This is a genomic window from Galbibacter kalidii, assembly GCF_026241135.1.
Lineage (GTDB): Bacteria > Bacteroidota > Bacteroidia > Flavobacteriales > Flavobacteriaceae > Galbibacter.
Map to the genome: position 1 here is coordinate 1 of NZ_JAPFGA010000002.1, position 23,445 is coordinate 23,445.

At 39.2% G+C, this 23,445-nt stretch carries 17 protein-coding genes and 1 tRNA gene; 14 read left to right on the plus strand and 4 right to left on the minus strand.

Features of this window, described 5'->3' with window-relative positions; translation table 11 throughout:
* Positions 1-180: 180 nt before the first annotated feature.
* Positions 181-252: transfer RNA gene (locus OOZ15_RS02205), tRNA-Gln, on the minus strand.
* Between the two features lie 185 nt (positions 253-437).
* On the opposite strand from OOZ15_RS02205, the gene OOZ15_RS02210 reads away from it, so the two are divergent.
* Both OOZ15_RS02210 and OOZ15_RS02215 read left to right on the plus strand, forming a co-directional pair.
* Entirely contained in the window at positions 438-3,764 is a 3,327-nt protein-coding gene (locus OOZ15_RS02210) for a glycosyltransferase family 117 protein (protein WP_265954082.1), read from the plus strand.
* A gap of 137 nt (positions 3,765-3,901) precedes the next feature.
* Complete coding sequence (locus tag OOZ15_RS02215) at positions 3,902-4,546, plus strand: polysaccharide deacetylase family protein (protein ID WP_265954083.1); 645 nt, start codon at positions 3,902-3,904, stop codon at positions 4,544-4,546.
* On the opposite strand, the gene OOZ15_RS02220 is transcribed toward OOZ15_RS02215, so the two are convergent.
* The 3 genes from OOZ15_RS02220 to OOZ15_RS02230 all read right to left on the minus strand — a co-directional run bounded on the left by OOZ15_RS02220 (position 4,543) and on the right by OOZ15_RS02230 (position 6,986).
* Entirely contained in the window at positions 4,543-4,839 is a 297-nt protein-coding gene (locus tag OOZ15_RS02220) for a thioredoxin family protein (protein ID WP_265954084.1), read from the minus strand. The genes OOZ15_RS02215 and OOZ15_RS02220 overlap by 4 nt on opposite strands.
* A 98-nt stretch (positions 4,840-4,937) precedes the next feature.
* Entirely contained in the window at positions 4,938-6,185 is a 1,248-nt protein-coding gene (locus OOZ15_RS02225) for a metallophosphoesterase (protein WP_265954085.1), read from the minus strand.
* 78 nt (positions 6,186-6,263) lie between these two features.
* The gene (locus OOZ15_RS02230; RefSeq protein ID WP_265954086.1) at positions 6,264-6,986 is read right to left on the minus strand and encodes a copper homeostasis protein CutC; all 723 of its coding nucleotides are present in this window, start codon (positions 6,984-6,986) and stop codon (positions 6,264-6,266) included.
* A 44-nt stretch (positions 6,987-7,030) separates the two neighbouring features.
* Between OOZ15_RS02230 and OOZ15_RS02235 the strand changes: the two genes are divergently transcribed.
* The 12 genes from OOZ15_RS02235 (at position 7,031) to OOZ15_RS02290 (ending at position 23,231) form a co-directional block, all read left to right on the plus strand.
* A complete protein-coding gene (locus OOZ15_RS02235; RefSeq protein ID WP_265954087.1) occupies positions 7,031-8,026 on the plus strand; it encodes an isoaspartyl peptidase/L-asparaginase family protein in 996 nt (331 codons plus the stop codon).
* Between the two features lie 109 nt (positions 8,027-8,135).
* Positions 8,136-9,305, plus strand: coding sequence for a type III secretion system chaperone family protein (locus OOZ15_RS02240; RefSeq protein ID WP_265954088.1), 1,170 nt, complete (start codon positions 8,136-8,138; stop codon positions 9,303-9,305).
* A 27-nt stretch (positions 9,306-9,332) separates the two neighbouring features.
* Positions 9,333-10,424 (plus strand): trypsin-like peptidase domain-containing protein, encoded by a 1,092-nt coding sequence (locus OOZ15_RS02245; RefSeq protein WP_265954089.1) that lies wholly within the window; start codon positions 9,333-9,335, stop codon positions 10,422-10,424.
* Between the two features lie 276 nt (positions 10,425-10,700).
* Positions 10,701-13,526, plus strand: a complete 2,826-nt coding sequence (gene polA / locus OOZ15_RS02250; RefSeq protein WP_265954090.1) for a DNA polymerase I — start codon at positions 10,701-10,703, stop codon at positions 13,524-13,526.
* A gap of 173 nt (positions 13,527-13,699) precedes the next feature.
* Complete coding sequence (gene rplM / locus OOZ15_RS02255) at positions 13,700-14,155, plus strand: 50S ribosomal protein L13 (RefSeq protein WP_265954091.1); 456 nt, start codon at positions 13,700-13,702, stop codon at positions 14,153-14,155.
* Positions 14,156-14,542, plus strand: a complete 387-nt coding sequence (rpsI, locus tag OOZ15_RS02260; RefSeq protein WP_265954092.1) for a 30S ribosomal protein S9 — start codon at positions 14,156-14,158, stop codon at positions 14,540-14,542.
* A 296-nt stretch (positions 14,543-14,838) separates the two neighbouring features.
* Positions 14,839-15,663 carry a 30S ribosomal protein S2 gene (gene rpsB, locus OOZ15_RS02265; protein ID WP_265954093.1) on the plus strand — a complete coding sequence of 275 codons (825 nt, stop codon included), beginning with the start codon at positions 14,839-14,841 and terminating at the stop codon, positions 15,661-15,663.
* 92 nt (positions 15,664-15,755) lie between these two features.
* Positions 15,756-16,574, plus strand: coding sequence for a translation elongation factor Ts (tsf, locus tag OOZ15_RS02270; RefSeq protein ID WP_265954094.1), 819 nt, complete (start codon positions 15,756-15,758; stop codon positions 16,572-16,574).
* Positions 16,575-16,736: 162 nt separating this feature from the next.
* A complete protein-coding gene (gene pyrH, locus OOZ15_RS02275; protein WP_265954095.1) occupies positions 16,737-17,444 on the plus strand; it encodes a UMP kinase in 708 nt (235 codons plus the stop codon).
* A gap of 45 nt (positions 17,445-17,489) precedes the next feature.
* Complete coding sequence (gene frr, locus OOZ15_RS02280) at positions 17,490-18,044, plus strand: ribosome recycling factor (protein ID WP_265954096.1); 555 nt, start codon at positions 17,490-17,492, stop codon at positions 18,042-18,044.
* Between the two features lie 231 nt (positions 18,045-18,275).
* Positions 18,276-20,792 (plus strand): DUF5686 and carboxypeptidase-like regulatory domain-containing protein, encoded by a 2,517-nt coding sequence (locus tag OOZ15_RS02285; protein WP_265954097.1) that lies wholly within the window; start codon positions 18,276-18,278, stop codon positions 20,790-20,792.
* A gap of 45 nt (positions 20,793-20,837) precedes the next feature.
* On the plus strand, positions 20,838-23,231 hold the full coding sequence (locus tag OOZ15_RS02290; protein ID WP_265954098.1) for an efflux RND transporter permease subunit: 2,394 nt from the start codon (positions 20,838-20,840) through the stop codon (positions 23,229-23,231).
* Positions 23,232-23,445: the final 214 nt, after the last annotated feature.

Sequence of the window (23,445 nt, forward strand, 5' to 3'; positions counted from 1 at the left end):
GCCTTTAGAGCACAGTTTAGAGGAGTGAAAAATGTAGAGTTCTTCCTGTATAGATTAACAACAATTTTTGCATAAACACAACAATTGTGCTTGATCCGATAAACTTCTCGTCCTCACCAGCCATGTTTTTCAAAACAAAAAACCCAACTCAATTGGGAGTCGGGTTTTTTGTTTTGGCAGTTGGCCTACAAGGACTCGAACCTTGAACGACTGGACCAAAACCAGCTGTGTTGCCAATTACACCATAGGCCATTAAACCTTGCCCTAGGACACCTGGTCTGTAAAAGCAGGTGCAAATTTATAACAAACTTTCATTTGCACAAATAAATTTAATAATAATTTTCGCTTAAAATAGGTTTCTGCTGTTAACGTTTTTCAAAAGTAGGCAACATTCGCTTATTATTTCTTAAATTCGCCTGCATTATAAGAAAATATATATGTCTGCCACTCAATTTAAAAAATGGGATACTATTCTTGGTTGGATAGTTTTTTTAATCGCATTAATTACCTATCACCTGACCGTAGAACCTACTTCCAGCTTTTGGGATGCAGGGGAATATATTGCCACTTCGGCCAAATTACAAGTAGGACACCCACCGGGAGCTCCCTTCTTTCAAATGATCGGTGCTTTTTTTGCCATGTTTGCCTCAGATGCAGAAGCTGTGGCGGTGACCGTGAATCACATGTCGGTTTTTTCCAGTGCTTTTGTAATCCTTTTTATGTTTTGGTCCATTACCAACATTACCCGAAAGCTCGCCTTAAAAACAGGGGAACTTACTCCGGCAAAACACATCGCCATTTTGGGAAGTGGATTGGTCGGGACACTAACCTTTACTTTTTCAGATAGTTTTTGGTTTAATGCTGTAGAAGCCGAAGTTTATGCCATGGCCATGCTCCTTACCTCGCTCATGGTTTGGTTGGGACTGAAATGGGCAGACGAAATACATACGCCTCGGGGACATCGTTGGTTGGTTTTGATCGCATTGGTGGTCGGACTTTCATTCGGAGTTCATTTTATGGCATTGCTGACTATTCCTTCTTTGGGGATGATCTATTATTTCAAAAATTATAAAAACTACAATGCCAAGTCCTTTATTATAGCCAATATCATTTCCATAGCCATATTGTTATTCATCTTTAAGCTTTTGCTTCCTAATGTGATGAAAGTATTCGGATATTTGGAGGTCTTCTTTGTAAACAGTATCGGATTGCCTTTCAATTCGGGGACGATCATTGCCGGTATCATTATCATCGCTATTTTTTATTATGCACTATCTTATACCCGCAAGAAAAATTATAAACTGATCAACACCATAGTACTTAGTGTGCTATTCATCCTCATCGGTTTTTCTACGTGGATGATGGTTCCCATACGTGCCAATGCAGGAACGGTCATCAACGAAAATAGCCCTACGGATGCACGTCAGCTTTTGGCGTACTATAATCTGGAGCAATACCCGGAAACGCATTTGTTCTACGGTCCTATGTATTCTGATGCTTTTGCAGGGCAAGATCCGGACAACCCCTACATGGACGATAAACCTAAATACGAAAGGGATTATAAAACCGGCAAATATGTTATCGTAAACAAATACAAAAATTCAAGGGTTGCTCCCAATAGTGCTCATGAAGGTTTTCTGCCGAGAATGTGGAGCAGCGAACACGCGGCTAACTACATGAAAATTACCGGGCCGCTCAATATCAAACCCAAACCGCAATATCGAAGTGAAAAACAACTCACCGACGCCATCAGCCAGTTTAAACGCGATTTGGAAAACCGCACTATTGATGAAGAAGAATACACCAATTTCATCAAGCAGTTTGGGGAGTATATCACCGTTGAAAAACCGAGTTTCTGGCAGAATATGCACTACCTGTTTGAATTTCAAATGGGTTATATGTACTGGCGTTATTTTATGTGGAATTTTGTAGGCCGTCAGGATGATGTCCAAGGAAAATTGGATAACCACGGGAATTGGCTCAGCGGAATAAAATTTATAGATGAATGGCGTTTAGGATCACAGGACAACCTCCCATCGGATGTGCTGGACAACAAAGGCCGAAACACTTATTTCTTCTTGCCACTTATTCTCGGACTGATCGGTTTTATCTTTCTTTTAAAATCGAGCAAGCAACAATTCTGGGTGTTATTCGCTTTGTTTTTGTTCATGGGGGTGGCACTGAAAATATATCTGAACGAAAGGCCTTTTGAACCCCGCGAGAGGGATTATGCCCTCGTAGGATCGTTTTTCGTGTTTTCCATGTGGGTTGGTATGGGTGTTTATGCCCTTTTTGAAGAGTTTAAAAAATACCTCAAACCAAAAATTTTGGCTCCGGCTATTACTTTGGTTTGTCTGTTTGCCGTTCCAACGGTGATGGCTTATCAAAACTGGGATGATCACGACAGAGCCAATCGCTATACGGCACAGTCGATGGCAAAATCATATCTGGATTCTATTGAAGAAGACGCAGGCGCCATGTTGTTTACCATTGGGGATAACGACACCTTCTCTTTATGGTATGCCCAGGAAATTGAAGGTTACCGTACCGATGTAAGGACCATCAACACCAGTTTGTTTGCTACGGATTGGTATATCGACCAGATGAAGCGTGCTGCTTATGAAAGTGCTCCGATACCTTCGCAGCTTACACACGATAAATACGCTTTCGGAATCAGGGATGCTGTTTACCTCCAACAGTTGACCGATGAACGATGGGACATCAAAAAATTTATGGACTGGGTGGGCAATGACCAAAATACCATTCGCAATCTCATCAAAAAACAAGGTGGTGATACGAGTCAGTATCCGGAGAACTACCTCAATATTCATTTTTACCCTACCAACAAGATACGGGTACCTGTCAATAAGGCCAAAGTGCTTGAAAACGGTTTGGTAAAAGCAAAGGATTCTGCCGATGTTGTGGATTATATTGATATTAACCTTCCAAGTGCGTTGACCAAAAACAGATTGTTAATGCTCGATATTTTGGCAAATAACGATTGGGAACGCCCTATCTATTTTACCGGAGGAAGTTTTGACAAGGCCGAATATATGTGGATGAAAGACTATTTACAACTCGACGGATTGGTATACAAGCTCGTTCCTATCAAAACGCCGATAGCCCCGAACAACCCATACGAAATGGGAAGGATAGACGAAGACCTGATGTATGATATTGTGAAAAAATGGGATTGGGGAAATTCAGAATCGCCGGATATTTATCACGACCCTGAAACCCGAAAGAACAGCATCTCATACCGTGGAAACCTTGCCCGATTGACCGAAAAATTGATAAAAACGGATAAAAAAGACAAAGCAAAAGATATTTTGGACCTTGCGATGGAAAAAATGCCGTTTGGTTATTTTGGGTATTACGTCTTTTTAGAACCCTATGTTGAAGGCTATTATCTGGTAGAAGAAACGGAAAAAGCCCGCAAGCTTTACAAAGACATTGCTAAAAAATATCAGGAACAACTCGACTTTTATAGCAGTATGGATATTGACACACAATACAATTACGCATCAGATATTGTGAGTAATATTGAACGTTATAGAGCCTTGCTCGACATTGTTGTTGAAAACGACAGTGAAGAATTCGGATTACCGGAGACCAAAACTTTTAACGAGTATCTGGAGCGTTTCAATCATTTTTACAGAAGTCAGCAACCATCGCAACAACAAATGATTCCGCAAGAGAGTCCCGATTTGGAGGGTGAAACGGAAATTCCGGTAGAAATGGATACGGTAACGGTTGAGGAATAATAATTATTTGATTTTATTCAGACCTCACAGCACAGGTTTTCTCGACGAATACCCTTCGACAACCCTTCGACAAGCTCAGGGTGACAAGGGTGACATGTCGAGACAAGCGAAACCTGTGAGGTCTTAAAACTTTTACAGTGAAACCCTATTTGGTCAAAACCCCGGCGCTTATCAAATGGATTTTCCCAAAACTATGTTGGGATATAAAAACCAACCAAAAGGATATTTTTTTGACCTTCGACGACGGTCCCACTCCCGAGGTCACTCCTTTTGTTTTAAAGGAATTGGAAAAATACAACGCCAAAGCTACTTTCTTTTGCATCGGTAAGAATGTTGATCAACACCCTGATATCTTTAACAAGATTGTAGTGGCAGGCCATGCCATAGGCAACCATACCCATAATCACTATAATGTAAAACATCATTTACTAAAGGATTACTTGGAAAATATTGATTGGGCTGAAAAAACCATTGAAAATTATCACCCGAAGAAAATGGAAAAACTATTCAGGCCTCCTTACGGAAGGATTTCAAGAAAAGCCACGAAAGCCATCAGAAAAAAAGGGTATAAAATTGTGATGTGGGATGTGTTGAGTGCCGATTTTGATGTTGACAACAGCCCCGAGCAATGTCTCAAATATGTTTTAAACAACATACGCCCCGGAAGCATCGTCGTTTTTCACGACAGTGTGAAAGCATTTGAAAAACTGAAAGTCATCTTACCAAAAGTGCTGAAAACACTTCACGAAAAAGAATACAACTGCAAGGTTTTAAGGAACTAAACGTATTCCTGCAACAAACCAATTAATGTGTTTGCGTCCTGCTCGCCACTTTGGCGCCACACCATTTCACCACTTTTGTAGATCATCAGTGTAGGCAGGCCTTTTACACGTAATGCATCGGCCAACTCCTGATTTTTATCAATATCTATTTTGATCACCCTTGCTTTATCACCAAGAGCGGCAGCCACATCTCGCAACACGGGATGCATTGATGTGGAAGATTCATTCCAATCTGTATAAAAGTCCAGTAGCACAGGGATATTTCCGTCAATTAACTCGCCAAACTTTGACATATATATTCTATTTTAACAACTTGTTCAAATCAAAAATATTAAAAAAAACGATAAAATACCTTAAACAGACTGTTTTAGAATACTTTTAATGCTAAAATCTAAACTGTTCCTTTAGTTTTTCTCTTTAATTCTATTACTGATACTTCGGGCCATATCCCTACTCTTCCGGAATAACCTATGAATCCTAACCCGCGGTTTACGTTGATGTATTGTCCCATTTCTTTATAGATTCCTGCCCAATATTTATAACGCCATTTTACCGGACTCCACTTAAACCAGCCGGGGATTTCAACACCGAATTGCATTCCGTGTGTATGTCCGCTCAACGTTAAATGATAATGATATGGATGATCGATCACTTCATATTCCCAATGCGATGGATCGTGACTCATCAGGATCTTAAAGTCATTCGCATCAATATTTTCAATGGCTTTGTTCAAGTCACCTGCTTTTTTAAATCCGCCTTGACCCCAATTCTCCACACCGATAAGTGCTATACGCTGACCGTTCTTTTCCAAAAATCGGCTTTCGTTCAACAGCAAATCAAAATCCATCTCTTTTTGGATCTGTTTCAACTCTTCAAGGTTTTCAGCTTTAGCAGCTTCACTTTCCCACTCGGCATAATCCCCATAATCGTGATTTCCAAGGATTGAGAATTTCCCGTCTTTTGCTTTCAGATTTGCAAAAATCTCTTTCCACGGATGCATTTCACGAGCAAGATTATTTACCATGTCTCCGGTAAACAACAAAACATCGGAAGCCTGTTCATTGATCAAATCCACAACATATTTCACCTTCTCTTTATTGTCAAAACTTCCACTGTGAATATCGGATATCTGAGTGATCGTATACCCATCGAAAGCATCGGGGAGATCGTCAAACTCCAATGTGTATTTCAGCACTTGATAATCATATTTCCCTTTGTACATGCCATAAAAAATGGATAAAAACGGAACGGCTGCCACGCCCAACGCCAAACTACTTACAAACTTCCTTCGGGAAGGAAAAACCATTGTGTTTTCACCCCCTGATCCCAACTGAAAAACCTTCCCGAAGGCCCAACTGAAAAACCGGACTACATCTTCCACCAGCATAAAGATCCCCGAAAAAAGAGCAAAGAGTAAAAAGGCCAAAAACAATCCTATGGCTAAACTCATGGCAGAAGTTAAGCCCTGAGAACGATCAAAATAATTAAACTGAAAATACAGATTGACCAAAACACCTATAAAGCAAAGTCCGTAGGCTATCTGCAAATACGGGTTTTTAACAAGTGTTCTAAAAGCTTGAAAACCGTAGAAGGCGGTAATCAAATATAGAATGACCAAAACAATAAAAAAGCGCGACATATTATTCTTTCTCGGTTTATAATGAACTCATTTAAACAAAAATATCTTATATGGAGAGACTTACAGTTATTTTAGAGTTTATTTAACTAAGTTAACCAACGTCTGTACTGTTTGTAAGTCGGTGTTTCTCAGATAACTTTCATCAAAAACATGATTGTTGAACGAAATTTTCGGCGTTGTAGTCAGGTTTTTTTTCAGTTTGCTTGCCGAAAAATGGATCTCTTTAAACCCTTTTTCTTTAAAAGTTTGAATGTTTGCTGCGTTCACTCCGCTTCCCGGCATCAATTGTATTTGATTTCCATATTTTTCATTCCATTTTACGAGATCACCCAGTCCCGCTTCAGCTTTGGGTTTTTGTCCGCTCGTCAAGATCCGATTGCAACCCATGGCAATCAATTGTTCAATAGCCTCATCAGGATTTGGCAACCAATCGAATGCCCGATGAAAGGTAAACGATAACGACCCTGAAAGCTCCACCAATGCTTTGGTACGTTCCACATCCAATGTGTTATCGGCATTCAACACCCCCGAAACGATTCCGTCGCACCCTATTTCTTTACAAAATTGGATATCCCGCTTCATCACTTCAAACTCCGTTTCAGTATAGGTGAAATTTCCGCTCCGCGGACGAATCAGCACATGCACAGGAATGGAAAGTTGTTCCCGAACCAAGGCAATTACACCATAAGAAGGTGTTACACCTCCCACTTCCAATTCGCCACATAACTCAATTCTATCCGCTCCTCCTTTTTGGGCGTTTAGTGCAGATTCAACGGAATTGGCGCAAACTTCTATGATCATATTTTATTATCTTTAGCGTCATTAAATATAAAGAACCCTTTTTTATGCAACGAAGAAATTTTTTAAAAAAGACCGGATTAGGCTCAGCCGGATTGATTTCAATTCCATTTTTGTCTTCATGGAGTAAACCGAACAGTAAAATTGATCCGAAAACCATCAAAAAACCTATCCGACCGGTGGTGGTCTGTACTTGGAATTTTCACAACGCCACAACAAAAGCCTGGGAGGTTTTAAGTGGTGGAGGGAATTCCCTTGACGCCGTTGAACAAGGCGTGATGATCGAAGAAGCCAATGTAAACAACCAAACCGTCGGAAAAGGTGGTCGCCCCGACAGGGATGGCAATGTAACTTTGGATGCCTGTATTATGGACAAAGACGGAAATTGTGGTTCGGTGGTCTATCTACAAAACATCACCCATCCGGTTTCAGTAGCCCGAAAGGTTATGGAAAACACTCCACATGTGATCCTTGCAGGAAAAGGCGCAGAACAGTTTGCATATGAAAAAGGATTCCAAAAAGAAGATTTGCTTACCGAAAAATCGAAACAAGAATGGTTGGAATGGAAAAAGGAATCCAAATATGAAACCATTATCAACATAGAAAACCACGACACCATCGGAATGCTTGCCATTGATGAAAACGGAGATCTTTCCGGAGCATGTACTACCAGTGGTATGGCATACAAAGTAGGTGGACGCGTAGGGGATTCCCCCATTATCGGAGCGGGGCTTTTTATCGACAACGAAGTAGGTGGCGCTACTGCAACGGGTGTTGGGGAAGAAGTAATAAAAACTGTAGGGTCTTTTTTGATCGTCGAATTAATGCGACAGGGCAAATCACCACAAGAAGCTTGTGAAGAAGCTGTTAATCGTATCATTGCAAAAAACAAAGAGAAGCATAAAGATTTTCAGATAGGTTTTCTTGCCATTGACAAAAACGGAGAAACCGGCGCCTATTGCATTCACCCCGGATTTAGTTATAGTAAATATGATAGTACCGGACAAAGCAATAATCCTTCAGGGGCCTTTGTGAAAGAATGATCCCATATATAAAACGATTACAACTAACAAAGGACATCTTTAACATAAATATCACCTCGCTGACTTTGTTTTTTTATGAATAAAATTGTTTTTTTACAAAAAATAAATAATGAATACATCTCCGAAATATTTCCCTTCCATCCTGAAAAGTAACAGCAGTCAAGTTGATTTTACCTATTGGGATCGTGTAATGGATTTTTACGACGCCAAACAATACAAAGAAACAGCAATTGGAGTGATTCGATATGCAAATCCGACACTGTTTGAAAAATTTGGCAATGCCGATAAAACTGAATTCAATATCCCGCATGGATCGGTGGTGATCAATATAAGGGTTACCGATGAAACGTTTAAAGTAAGCGCACCTTTTTTGATCATCCCAAGAGAAAATCCTATTCCTCTTTACAGGCAAGTTGCTCAACTCAATTTTTCACCTTTAAATCTGACAAACATCCTTTTAAAAGGAGAGCAATTGTCTTTTGAATATGAATGTCCTATAGAGACCTGTGAGCCTTATAAAATCTGGGATGTTCTATATGACATTTGTATTTATGCAGATAATTATGACGATAAATTCATAGAACAATTTAACGCGGAACGAATCAACGAACCTATTGTCAAGAATCACCCTCCGGAAAAACTGACGGAACTCTACGATAATGTCATGACAATAGTGGATGAAGCCCTTCAGTACATCAGTCATTTTGAACAAAAGCGCTGGGAGTATTTCACCTGGGATATTATCGCGATTACCCTTTTTAAGATCGACAATTATTGTTTTCCACAAGGGTTTTTAAGAACTGAACTGGAAAAAGAAATCAGTTATCAAATGACTTCCCAGGATCCAATTCCCCAACGAATTAATTACGCCAAAGAGTTTTTGAAGAAATTACAAGATTGGGATGCCGAAAAATTCAAGAACGATCTGTATGATATTGAGAATTTTGTATCCCCAAAAAGAAGTGCTAATGACGAAGCCGTTAAGGGAATTATCAAAAACATCTATGAAAGGGCCAAAAAAGAATTCGACAAGAAAGATTATTTGGCTTGTAGCCTGTCTGTTCAATATATCTTTTATTACTTGCTCTATTATAACACTGTCGAGGACAAATATTCCAATGTAATATATAACGCACTAAAGAAAGTAGGAGGAAAACCTTGGGAAGAATCGGGCAAAATACTTTTTAAAGCCATAGATAATATAATGACCGGCAACTTATCAGCGGTTTCTTTCAAATCAGGTAAAAAAGGATTTTTCGCAAGATTATTTAACAACTAACCCCAATTTTAAAACAATCATTCGGTTATGAACAATGTTTCAGATTCAATTTTCAAAATAAACACTGCATCAGGAAGTGGTTCAGGATTTTATATTAAAGAACACGATATCATAATAACCAATTATCACGTCGTTAATGGGAACAGGGAAGTCGCTGTCGAGAACACTACAAAGGATCGTTATCTAGCCAATGTTGTTATGGTAAATCCTGTTACAGATCTTGCCTTTCTGAAATGTAGCGACAGTTTTAATGCTGCAGGAGTCAAGATCAACAAAGAAACTATTCCTGCCGGAAGGGATCAGGTTTTTGTACATGGGTTCCCTTTCGGAATGCCCTACACCGTTACCCAAGGTATTATTTCTTCACCTGATCAATTGATGGATGGAAGACATTTTGTTCAAACGGATGCTGCAGTAAACCCCGGAAACAGTGGAGGTCCAATGCTTAATAACAATAATGAATTGGTAGCTGTTACGACTTCAAAATTCAACCATGCCGACAATGTAGGTTTTGGTATTCCACTAAATACCGTTATAGAAGAACTGGATACTTTGTCATCTATAACCGATTACTCTACCTATTCTTTAAAATGTGATTCCTGCGGAACACTCATTTCTGAAAGGATTGAATATTGTACTAGCTGCGGAAACAACGTCGACACCAAAGTTTTTGCCTTTGAAACCAATCAATTGAGCAAAATAGCTGTATTCGTGGAAGATGCATTGACACAGGCAGGAACCAACCCGGTTTTAGCAAGAAGTGGTGCCAATGTATGGGAATTTCATCACGGTAGTTCCCTGATAAGGATTTTTATTTTCAAGAATAATTACCTCTATATCACATCGCCATTGAACGAATTACCAAAAGGTAATTTAGGTTCTTTACTCGAGTATATACTACAAGATAATGTAAAACCCTACAAATTGGGAGTTCACAAAGACACCATCTTTATTTCATATCGCGTAGCCATAGCCGATCTGTTTTCACCAAAAGCCAACGAAATAAAAAACAATATCACACAAATGCTTCAAAAGGCTGATGATTTGGATGACTTTTTTGTGGATAATTACAATTGCAAAATGACTTCATTTTCTAAAATTGTAGAGAAGCAGTTGTAAATCGTACTCCCTCAATTGAAGGAGCGTCCAATCCTAATTCCCTTGCCCTGTTATCGACAATAGGGCAAGGTGTGTTTATGGTTTTTTCTGAATAGCTGCACGTCTTTTCAGTTCTATTTATTACTAATTCTTCTGCTGAAACAGTTAAGGGATCAGCTATGCCTAAAAATTGATGACTGCTTTAGCATTTCCCTATATCTTTTAGTTACTTTTCATTTCACTATACTCTTTAAACTTGTTAACTTTACAACTTTCAACTTCAAACACCATAGAAAAATGTCAGATCAAAAAAGGCTGTTTCTTTTAGATGCATATGCTCTAATCTTTAGAGGTTATTATGCCTTTATCAAAAACCCGAGGATCAATTCCAAAGGAATGGACACTTCGGCCATTATGGGATTCATGAATTCCGTATTAGATGTCATCAAAAGAGAAAATCCTGATCATCTTGCAGTTGCTTTTGACAAAGGCGGGAGCAAAGACCGCGTTGAAATGTTTGAAGAATACAAAGCCAATCGTGACGAAACACCCGAAGCCATTCGGATAGCCGTACCTATTATTAAGGATATTTTAAAGGCTATGCACATTCCCTGTATTGAAAAGGAGGGATATGAAGCCGATGATATTATAGGAACACTGTCTAAACAAGCCGAAAAGGCCAACTACAAAGTCTACATGGTAACACCCGATAAAGATTTTGCCCAGCTGGTTTCTGAAAATATTTTTATGTACCGCCCGGCGAGAATGGGTAATGGTATTGAGATATGGGGCATCCCCGAAATACAGAAAAAATTTGAAGTTGAAGTTCCCGAACAGGTGATCGATTATCTCGGGATGATGGGTGATGCGGTTGATAATATTCCCGGACTTCCCGGTGTTGGTGATAAAACCGCCAAGAAATTCATCAAACAATTCGGGAGTTTGGAAGGTCTTTTGGCCAATACCAATCAGCTTAAAGGGAAAATGAAGGAAAAAGTGGAGACCAATGCCGAACAAGGCATCCTTTCAAAAAAACTGGCGCGTATCATGCTGGATGTTCCAGTTGAATTTCACGAAGAAGATTATGAATTGAACACACCGGACATTCCTAAAGTAAAAGAAATTTTTCAGGAATTGGAATTTAGAAGGCTTACGGAAAACCTTTTGAAAACTTTCAATCAAGAACCTGCTTCTGCAACGGATAAAGCACCTGAGAAAAAAGCAAAGGTAAACGATAAACTCGATGTGCAATACGATCTTTTTGGAAGTGATGCTGATGAAGAAACACCGGAAACACCTGCATCGGGATACAAAACCATCGAACAAGTACCGCATTTTTACCAACATGCGAATACGCCACTAGCCAGAAAATTGCTTTTATCAAAATTACTCCAACAAAAAAGCGTTTGTTTCGACACGGAGACCACCAGTATTAAATCCTTGGAAGCTGAATTGGTTGGCTGTGCCTTTTCATGGGAACCCGGCACCGGATTTTACGTTTCCTTTCCGGAAGACCAGGAAAAAACAAAAGTCATTTTGGAAGAATTCCGTCCCTTCTTTGAAGATGAGAACATTCAAAAAGTAGGACAAAATTTAAAGTACGATATCAAAGTACTCTCCAACTACGACATGCCTGTTCGAGGACCTATTTTCGACACCATGATCGCACATTATCTCATCAATCCGGATATGCGCCACAATATGGATGTGTTATCAGAAACCTATTTGAAATATTCGCCGGTTCCCATCGTAACCCTGATCGGTAAAAAAGGGAAGAATCAACGTTCTATGCGAACGGTCCCCGTAGAACAACAAACCGAATATGCCGTAGAAGATGCTGATATCACCCTTCAGCTGAAAAATATTTTCGAACAGGAATTACCCAACCGTAACGCTCAAAAATTATTTGAGGAGATCGAAGCCCCTCTGGTTCAGGTCTTGGCCGATATGGAAATTGAAGGCATCAATTTGAATGAAAAATACCTCCATTCGTTGACAAAAGATCTGAACAGCGATATTTCAAGACTGGAGAAAGGCATATACAAACAAGCCGGAGAGACTTTCAACTTAGCATCGCCAAAACAATTGGGCCCTATTTTATTCGACAAGTTGAAATTGGTTGACAAACCAAAAAAGACCAAAACCGGACAATACTCCACCGCAGAAGATGTGCTTTCCTATTTGGCAAAAGACCATCAGATCGTGGCCGACATTCTGGAATGGCGACAGTTGAACAAACTAAAAAGTACCTATGTCGATGCACTACCCAACGAGGTCAACAAAAAAACCCATAGGATCCACACCGTTTATAGTCAGGCGGTAGCAGCCACTGGGCGACTCAGTTCCAACAATCCGAATTTACAGAACATCCCGATCCGCACAGAAAGAGGCCGACAGGTAAGAAAAGCATTTGTGCCGAGAAATAAAGAATATACACTACTCGCAGCCGACTACTCTCAAATTGAATTGCGGATTATAGCCGCCTTAAGTCAGGAAGAAAACATGATCAAAGCCTTTAAAAATGGCGAAGATATTCACGCCTCTACCGCCGCACAGGTTTTTAAAGTAGATCTGGACAAAGTCACCCGCGAACAACGAAGCAATGCAAAAACGGTCAACTTCGGCATCATTTATGGGGTTTCTGCATTCGGACTCAGCAATCAAACTTCCCTTAACCGAAGTGAGGCAAAAGAACTAATAGACACCTATTATGAAACCTATCCGAAGTTAAAAGCATACATAAGCAAACAAGTACATTTTGCTCAGGACAACGGTTATGTAGAAACGGTTTTAGGCCGCCGACGGTATTTAAAAAACATCAATTCCCGCAACCACGTAGTGCGTAGTGGAGCAGAGCGAAATGCCGTGAATGCTCCCATACAGGGAAGTGCTGCCGATATCATCAAAATCGCCATGATCAACATCCATAAAAAACTGAAAGAAGGCAATTTTAAAACAAAAATGTTGTTGCAGGTACATGATGAATTGGTTTTTGACGCCTATAAAGAAGAATTGGAAGAGATAAAACCATTGATCAAAACCGAAATGGAAAACGCCTACAAACTCAGCGTTCCCCTAGATGTAGAAATGGGTCATGGTGATGATTGGTTAGAGGCGCATTAAGCATATTAAAAACCATTTCACTACCTCCTACAAACCACCCCATTTAATTATTCAAATAATTCACAAGCCGCTATTTGCTTTTAATAGAAATAGTTGTACTTTTGCACCCCCATTATCCCGAGTTGACATTCAGGGGTAAGGGAATGGAATGTTTAATTTTTAAAAAAGTTAGTGTGGATACATTAAGCTACAAAACAATCTCAGCCAACAAAGCTACTGTAGACAAACAGTGGGTTTTGGTGGATGCTGAAGGTCAGACGTTGGGCCGTCTTTCTTCCAAGGTAGCCAAGCTACTTAGAGGTAAGCACAAGCCTAATTACACGCCGCATGTTGATTGTGGAGATAATGTTGTTATTATCAACGCAGAGAAAATCAATTTAACCGGGAAAAAATGGGACGCTAAAGAATATGTGCGTTACACAGGATATCCGGGCGGACAAAGAATCACAACCGCGACAGAGCTTTTCAAAAAAGACCCTACGCGTTTGTTGGAAAAATCTATTAAAGGAATGCTTCCTAAAAACAAATTGGGTGCAGAGCTATTCCGTAATTTGAAAGTGTATGTTGGTCCAGAGCACAAACAAGAAGCTCAAAAACCAACTGCAATTAACTTAAACGATCTTAAATAAATGGAAGTAATTCACAAAATCGGCAGAAGAAAAACTGCAGTTGCACGTGTGTACGTTTCTGAAGGTAAAGGAAACATCACTATCAACAAAAAAGAATTTACGCAATACTTCCCAACACCAACATTACAGTACAAAGTAAAACAGCCATTGTCTTTGACAGAGAACGCTGATAACTTTGACGTTAAAGTAAATGTTTTTGGTGGAGGTGTTACCGGACAAGCAGAAGCTATCCGCTTGGCTATTTCCAGAGCACTTTGTGAAGTAGATGTAGAAAACAGAAGAACCCTTAAACCAGAAGGATTGTTGACAAGAGATCCGAGAATGGTAGAGCGTAAGAAATTCGGTCAGAAGAAAGCACGTAAGAAATTCCAGTTCTCTAAACGTTAATTGTATCCTGTCCCGAGGATTCGGGAGTTTCAGGATTTGTTTAAAGATTTCTTGGCATACTGAACCAGAATTAAACTCAGTGAAATATTGAAAAAGATGCTGAAATAAATTCAGCATAAATTATTAAAACATGTCGTTGCTCCGTTTTCCGCAAGGAAAAGGAGGTTAGTTTAGCATCCAAATGCTAGAGGCGATCGGTAAAACGTGACCACTTTAACATTGCTAAATAAACAAGCCTGACAACAATCGGGCACCAAACCCACACAGTGGGCAACGGAACGTAAACTATTACAAAAATGGCAAATAACATAGAAGTAAAAGACTTACTGGAAGCAGGTGTACACTTTGGACACTTGACCAGAAAATGGAATCCAAACATGGCTCCTTATATCTACATGGAGCGTAACGGGATTCACGTAATCAATTTATACAAAACAGCCGCTAAGATCGAAGAGGCCAACGAAGCCCTTAAAAAAATCGCGGCATCAGGTAGAAAAATCCTATTTGTAGCTACCAAAAAACAAGCAAAAGATATCGTTGCTGATAAAGCAGGAGCTGTAAACATGCCATACATCACAGAAAGATGGCCCGGTGGTATGCTTACCAATTTTGTTACGATAAGAAAAGCCGTTAAAAAAATGGCTGCTATCGACAGAATGAAAAAAGACGGTACTTTTGATACACTTTCAAAGAAAGAAAAACTACAAGTAGATCGTTTAAGAGCCAAGTTGGACAAAAACTTAGGTTCAATTGCAGATATGACCCGTTTGCCGGGAGCATTGTTTGTTGTAGACACCATGCGTGAACACATCGCTGTAAAAGAAGCACAAAAATTAAACATTCCAATCTTTGCGATGGTAGATACAAACTCAGACCCAAGAGAGGTTGAGTATGTGATCCCATCAAACGACGATGCTTCAAAATCTATTGAAAAAGTCCTTGCCCACGTTACAGGTGCTGTAGCAGAAGGACTAGCTGAAAGAAAAGCTGACAAAACTGCTGCTGAAGAAAAGAAAGCTGAAGAGAAAAAGGAGAAAGAGGAGAAAAAAGCAAAAGCAGAACAAGAGGCTAAAGACAAAAAAGCTGAAACAGTAGAAACTGAAGAAAACGAAAAGAAATAATAATTTCGTAAAGTCGTTACCCACACAGCTTTCATACTTTTGTAATGAAACAGAATAGGTAACGACTTTAAACTATTAAAACTGAAAAAGAAATGGCAAAAATTACAGCCGCTGAAGTAAATAAACTAAGAAAGTCTACCGGTGCCGGTATGATGGATTGCAAAAACGCCTTGGTAGAAGCTGATGGTGATTTTGACAAAGCAGTAGAGATCCTTCGTAAAAAAGGACAAAAAGTTGCAGCAAAAAGAGCCGACAGAGAGTCTTCTGAAGGTGCTGTGATCGCAAAAGTAAATGGAAGTAAAGGAGTTATTGTTTCCCTTAACTGTGAAACTGATTTCGTTGCCAAAAACGAATCATTCGTTACCCTTGCCACCAATTTGGCTGAATTGGCTTTGAATTGCGATTCAAAAGAAGCCCTACTTGATGCTGACTATGAAGGTATCAAAGTTTCAGAAAAATTGACTGAGCAAACTGGGGTTATCGGTGAAAAAATCGAGATCGGGGATTTCAGGACTTTGGAAGCTCCTTTCGTAGGTTCATACATCCATGCTGGTAACAAAATTGCTACCTTGATTGGTCTTTCTGCAGATGTCGAAGGAGCAGATGTTGCCGCTAAAGATGTAGCTATGCAAGCAGCCGCTATGAATCCTGTTGCATTGGATGAAAGCGGAGTTGATCAGGAAGTGATCGATAAAGAGATTGAAATCGCCAAAGACACCCTTAGAGCCGAAGGTAAACCTGAAGCTATGCTTGACAATATCGCAAAAGGTAAATTGAAGCGTTTCTTTAAAGACAACACTTTGATAAACCAAGCATTCATCAAAGACAGTAAACAAAGCGTTGCTGATTACGTAAAATCTGTAAACGGCGAACTTACCATCACTGCTTTTGAAAGGGTTGCTTTAGGGTAACAAATAAATATCATCCCTCTTTTGGGGAGAAAAATCAAGCCGCTTTTGAATCTATTTCAAAAGCGGTTTTTTTATGTTCGCTAAATCTACAATCCATCGCTTAATTATTTTGCTTATTTTTGCTTGGAAAATTTTCAGGAACAAAAATCCATCCAGATAAATATGCAATACAAAAGAATACTTCTAAAACTAAGTGGAGAAGCCCTTATGGGAGAAAAACAATATGGAATAGACCCAAAAAGGCTGAAAGAATATGCGGAAGAGATCGGTTCGGTTATCGAAAAAGGTGTAGAAGTTGCTATTGTGATTGGTGGAGGAAATATTTTTAGAGGTTTGGCCGGTGCCAGTAGTGGAATGGACCGTGTACAAGCTGACCATATGGGAATGCTCGCAACGGTAATCAACGGTTTGGCACTGCAAAGCGCTCTCGAAGACGAAGGCATCGAAACCCGCTTGCAATCGGCTATTAAAATCAACGAAGTGGCCGAGCCTTTTATCAGAAGGCGTGCTGTAAGGCACCTTGAAAAAGGCCGTGTGGTCATTTTTGGTGGCGGAACGGGAAATCCTTATTTTACAACCGATTCGGCCGCGGTTTTACGTGCTATTGAAATTGATGCCAACGTGATTTTAAAAGGAACAAGGGTAGATGGCATCTATACCTCAGATCCTGAAAAAAACAAAGACGCAACCAAGTTCGATTTCATCTCGTTTGAAGATGTCATCAAAAAAGGATTAAAAGTAATGGACACCACTGCTTTTACATTAAGTCAAGAAAATGAGTTGCCCATTATTGTTTTTGATATGAACAAACCCGGAAATCTCCTAAAAGTGGTATTGGGGGAAAATATTGGTACTAAAGTGAATCTTTAACTGGTTTGGTTTAAATAGCCGAACTATTTAAAAAATTACATAGTTATGAACGACGAAATTAAATTTATACTGGACACTACCAAAGAATCGATGGATGGTTCTTTGAAGCACCTTGAAAAAGAATTGGCAAACATACGCGCCGGAAAGGCTAGCCCTTCCATGCTATCAAGTGTGATGGTTGACTACTACGGTTCCCAAACACCTTTGAATCAAGTAGCCAATGTAAATACTCCTGACGCAAGGACTATTTCTATTCAACCTTGGGAGAAAGCGATGCTCCAAGAGATCGAAAAGGGAATAATGATGGCCAATCTCGGTTTTAATCCTATGAACAATGGGGAAATGGTAATTATCAACGTACCGCCTTTGACCGAGGAAAGAAGAAAAACCCTCGTAAAACAAGCTAAAGCTGAAGCTGAAGACGCCAAGGTTTCCATCAGAAATGCAAGACAGGATGCTAACAAGGAGATAAGAAAACTCGATGCTTCTGAAGATCTTATGGCAAATGCCGAAGTTGATGTTCAGGAATTAACCGACAGTCATATCCAAAAAGTAGACGATATCCTGGCTGTAAAAGAAAAAGAAATCATGACTGTTTAACTTACCTATCTATTATATGAGTTAAATTACCTTAAGGAAAGCCCACGAGACATTAAGAAGAAAACCTAAAAACGTTTTAACGCAGGTCTGTCTGCCGACAAAGGCAGGCGTTGGAACATATCAAATCTCACTTAGTGAGTTAAACTTTCACTAAAATTATAAAGCGGCTATAAAAAGTCGCTTTTATTTTTTGTAACATTACGTTACGTATGTATAACAGTCACATTCCGAATGAAACACTTGATATCCCTCTTTTTTCTATTATTTATCGTTAACGTGAATTTCGCTCAGGATATCATTTATGGGACTGTTGTCGACAAAGAGAAAGCACATCCCCTTCCATTTGCCACCATTAACATCAACACAGGGAAAAACACTATTTCAGATCTTGAAGGGAAGTTTGAAATTGCCAAAGACAGCCTAACACAAACACTATTCATCAGTTATATTGGTTATGCCCCCCAAGAAGTTAAGATCACTTCAGCAAATATAACAGTCAAGCTGAAGAAAAAAGTGGACCCCTTAAGTGAAGTTGTTCTCAAAGAAAATGAGAATTCAGCAACAAAAATCATACAACAGGTCATTGAGAGAAAAGAAAAGAACAATCCTGAAGACATTTTAAAATCGTTTAGCTATACCGCCTACAGCAAATTATTGATTACTGCCAATCCAGATTCTATCAACGGAGCCATCGATTCCATTTATAAAACAAAAAGGGGTGTCCTTAAATTCAAGGAAGTCGATTCAACCAATTATCAGCTAAAAAAACAACTCGAAAAATCCCACCTCTACATCACCGAAAAGGCTTCCAATATTTCTTTTACACAAGAAAAAGGAAAACGGGAAACTGTATTGGGAACACATATGGCCGGGTTTAAAAACCCAATTTATGAAGTCATGGCTTTGGAGCTTCAGTCATTTTCATTCTATCAAAAGCGTTACAAGGTTTTTGGCACGGAGTTTATAAGTCCGCTTGGTCAAAAAGCATTAAAAACCTACCGTTTCAGAATTTTAGACACCATACAACAACAAGGCCGAAAGGGTTATATGATCTACTATTTCCCAAAAAAAGGCAGAGAACAAATAGGCTTGGAAGGGGTTTTATATATCGATACTGAAAGTTATGCCCTACAAAAAGGGATTTCGCAACTGAATGCTGCCATAGACGTAAAAGCTACTCAAAACTTCATCTATTTTCCGGAGGAAGACATTTGGTTCCCAAGCCACAATGAAATTATCGTAGGAAAAGGCGAAAACAATAAGGTAGTCAACCTTTTTGGTAAACTCAGGATCGTTTCAAACGAACAAAAAACTGATTCGATTACGGTTAACACCAACCCCAATGATGTCACCCAAAAGATATTCCTGAAAGCCAAAACAAATCATTTTAATGTCCAATTGAACAAAGAAGTCATCATTGAACGCAGCGGTGTTGCTATTGAACTCATGGATGTCGCTACAAAAAGAGATGAAGATTTTTGGCAAGAATACCGAACAGACAGCATCACGCAAAGGGAACTGGAAACCTATGCAGCTGTCGACAGTCTTGTAGAGGCCAGAAATTATGAAAAGAAGATTTCCTTTGTGCGGAAATTCATGGTCGGCTATATCACTACAAAATATATCGATTTTGATTCCAAGTCCCTGATCAAATTTAACCGCTATGAAGGTTTCAGGCTCGGGATGAGCGCTATTACCAACAACACCTTCTCCAAAAAATACAGACTACATGCTTATGGGGCTTATGGAACAAAAGACAAAGACTTTAAATACGGTTTTGGAGCAGAAAGCAGACTGGACAAATATGATGACACCCGTATTGGCATCAATTATAAAGATGACCTCACGGAGACCGGAAGTTTAACTTTTATTACAGACGGAAGGGCTTTTTATCTTTTTGAGCCGCGTTTGTTCAACATCAGTCAGTTTCACAAAACAAAAGACCTTAGCGCTTACCTCACCCATGAATTTACGCCTAAGATTAATACAAGATTACAATTCTCCCATCAAAATGTAACACCTACATTCAACTACACCTACATCAAAGATGGTATTACGACATATGAAACCTTTCAAACAAGTACGATTACCGCTTCTTTCCAGTGGAATCCGTTCAACACATACATGCAAACCAGTGAAGGAAAGGTGGTGATCGATAATAAATTCCCGCAATTTACTTTTCAAGCCACCCAGGGTTTTGAGAATATAACTGATAGTGATCTTAATTTTTCAAAGTTTGCTTTGCGGATGAGACACGAAATACAACCATTGAACAAAGGAAAAACAAGTCTACTCTTTCTTGGAGGCATCAATTTTGGCGACTTGCCTATTACAGAATTATATAATGCTTCGCCCAACCAACCCGACGGAGAGGTTATTTTAAGACGTTTTTCTGTCGGTGGCAGGGATAGTTTTGAAACCATGTATTTTAATGAGTTTTTTTCAGATAGGTATGCTGTACTTCAGGCCAAACATTATTTCAAGCGGTTTGGTATTACTAAAAAAATACGTCCGGAACTTGTTATTATCTCCAGATTTGCCATTGGAGATGTTTCCAACAGGGAAAACCATACGGGGATTGAATTCAATTCTCTCGAAAATGGCTATATGGAAAGCGGTTTAGAGCTGAACAAGATCTTCAAAGGTTTTGGGCTTCATTTTATGTACAGGTACGGCGCTTATCATTTACCCCATTTTGACGACAATATTTCCTTCAAATTCACGTATTATTTTAGTTTGGGATTTTAGGCAGAAACACATAGGTTTTCTACCTTTGCTCGGAATTTTTTTCGGATGATAAACAAGATCACTAAAGGCTTTTGGAAGACTACAGCGAGGATTATTCTTCGCAATCGCATAATTATATTAATATTGGTTCTTGGAATCACCGTTTTTCTTGCCATGCAATGGAAAAACATGCGATTTACCTTTACTGAAGCCAACCTTTTGCCCGATCATCACCCCATCAATCTGGAATACAACAAATTTCTTGATACTTTTGGCGAAGAAGGAAATCTGATCGTAATTGCCATTAAAGACAGTAGTCTTTTCACTCCTGAAAATTTTAACGAGTGGAACAAACTGAGCAAACAATTGCAAGCAGAACCCGAAATATCACTCGTCGTTTCGACCGATAATCTGCAAAAACTGGTCAAAAATACCGACAAAAAACAATTTGAGCTTCAACCTTTAATTCAGAACAAAATACAAGACCAAGTAGAAATGGATAGCATAAAGGAAGAGATTTTCCTAAAATTGCCATTCTATCAAAGTTTATTGTACAATAAGGAAACACAAACCATAAGAACTGTGGTGTATCTCGATAAGGAGATCGTGAACACATCGGTTAGGAGGGATTTTATTTTTAACGACTTTGAACCCCTAATCCAGGATTTTGAAAAGAACACCGGACTGGACGTTAAAGTGTCGGGGATGCCTTATATCAGGACATTAAATTCGCAAAATATCATAGACGAAATAAGCATGTTCATAGGGGCTGCCCTTGGAATCACCTCACTTATTTTCTTTTTCTTTTTCAGGTCGTTCAGAGCTACTTTTATTTCCATGATCGTGGTGATCATTGGTGTAATGTGGGCCTTCGGGATTCTCGGTCTGCTGCATTATGAAATTACGGTGTTAACAGCACTTATCCCGCCTTTGATTATCGTTATTGGGATTCCAAATTGTATTTTCCTTATTAACAAATACCAACAAGAAGTCCAAAAACACGGAAACCAGGCAAAATCATTACAACGGGTAATCTCCAACATAGGAAATGCCACCTTGATGACCAATATGACCACTGCTGCTGGTTTTGCTACTTTTATTATTACTGAAAGTAAACTGCTGAAAGAATTTGGTATTGTCGCTTCCCTTAATATAATTGCCATTTTCATACTGTCTCTGCTTATTATTCCTGTGATATACAGTTTTATGCCATTGCCTAAAACCAAGCACCTGAAACACCTGAACAAAACATGGATAAGCATGTTTGTAGGTTGGATGGAAAACACGGTAAAAGAACACAGGATAGCAATTTTTATTATCTCACTTATCGCTCTTATCGGGAGTATTATTGGCATCTATCAAATACGGATTTCAGGAAGCCTGATTGAAGACATGCCTAAAAGTGCCGCTTTCTTTGATGATATCCGCTTTTTTGAAAAGGAATTTGATGGTGTGTTGCCGGTAGAAATCATGGTGGACACCAAAAGGAGAAACGGAGTGATGAAGCTCTCCACACTTCGCCGGATGGAAGACCTCGAAGAACTCATCAAAGAGATTCCCGAGCTTTCAGACCCGATTTCTATCACCAGTCTCGTAAAATATTCCAAACAGGCATACTACAATGGCAATCCTAATTATTATCAATTACCCAATAATCAAGAAAACACCTTTATACTTTCGTATGCGAGAAAATCTTCCAACAGTTCCGGTTTACTGAAAAGCTTTGTCGATTCTACCGGACAAACAGCGAGGATCACCACTTTTATGCAAGATATAGGAACCGACAAAATAGAAGGTATCGAAGCCGACCTTTGGAAGAAGATCAACAAGGTTTTACCGGAAGATCGATACGACGTTACCCTAACGGGAAAAGCTCTTGTTTTTATGAAGGGAACAAAATATCTGGTTAAAAATCTGGTCATGTCCCTGACTCTGGCCATTTTTCTTATTTCCTTATTTATGGCCTATATGTTCCGGTCGTTTAAAATGATTATCATATCCTTGATCCCAAACATATTGCCCCTTATCATCACTGCCGGTATGATGGGATTTTTAGGGATTCCCATAAAACCTTCAACTATTTTGGTATTTAGTGTGGCCTTTGGTATTTCCGTAGATGACACTATCCATTTCTTGGCTAAATACAGGCAAGAACTTACCAAAAACAGATGGCAGATCAAAAAATCGGTGTACAACGCCCTAAAAGAGACCGGAGTGAGTATGTTCTACACTTCCATAGTGTTGTTCTTTGGATTCTCTGTCTTTATGCTCAGCAGTTTTGGCGGCACCAAGGCATTGGGTGGTTTGGTTTCGTTTACCTTACTTGTCGCCATGTTGGCCAACTTGATTTTGCTTCCGGCACTCTTACTTGCCTTAGAACGGAATATCGCCAACAAGAAAGTATTGAAAAAGCCAAATATCGATGTACTTCCCAAAAACGGAAAAGAAGAAGATCTCTAAATTGATCATAATGGAGTCCTATCTCTCTATCGAATCACGAGTAAAAAACAAGAGCAAGAATCAATTTTTCTAAAGATAAATAAGTTATAAATTTTCTTTTTCTTTTATATAAAAACAAAAAAGTCTGCCGAAACGAATTTCGAGCAGACTTTAAGGTTCCCCCAAACCTACAATTTTAAATATCATTAATTACTGAAAATCAGTGACTTCAATA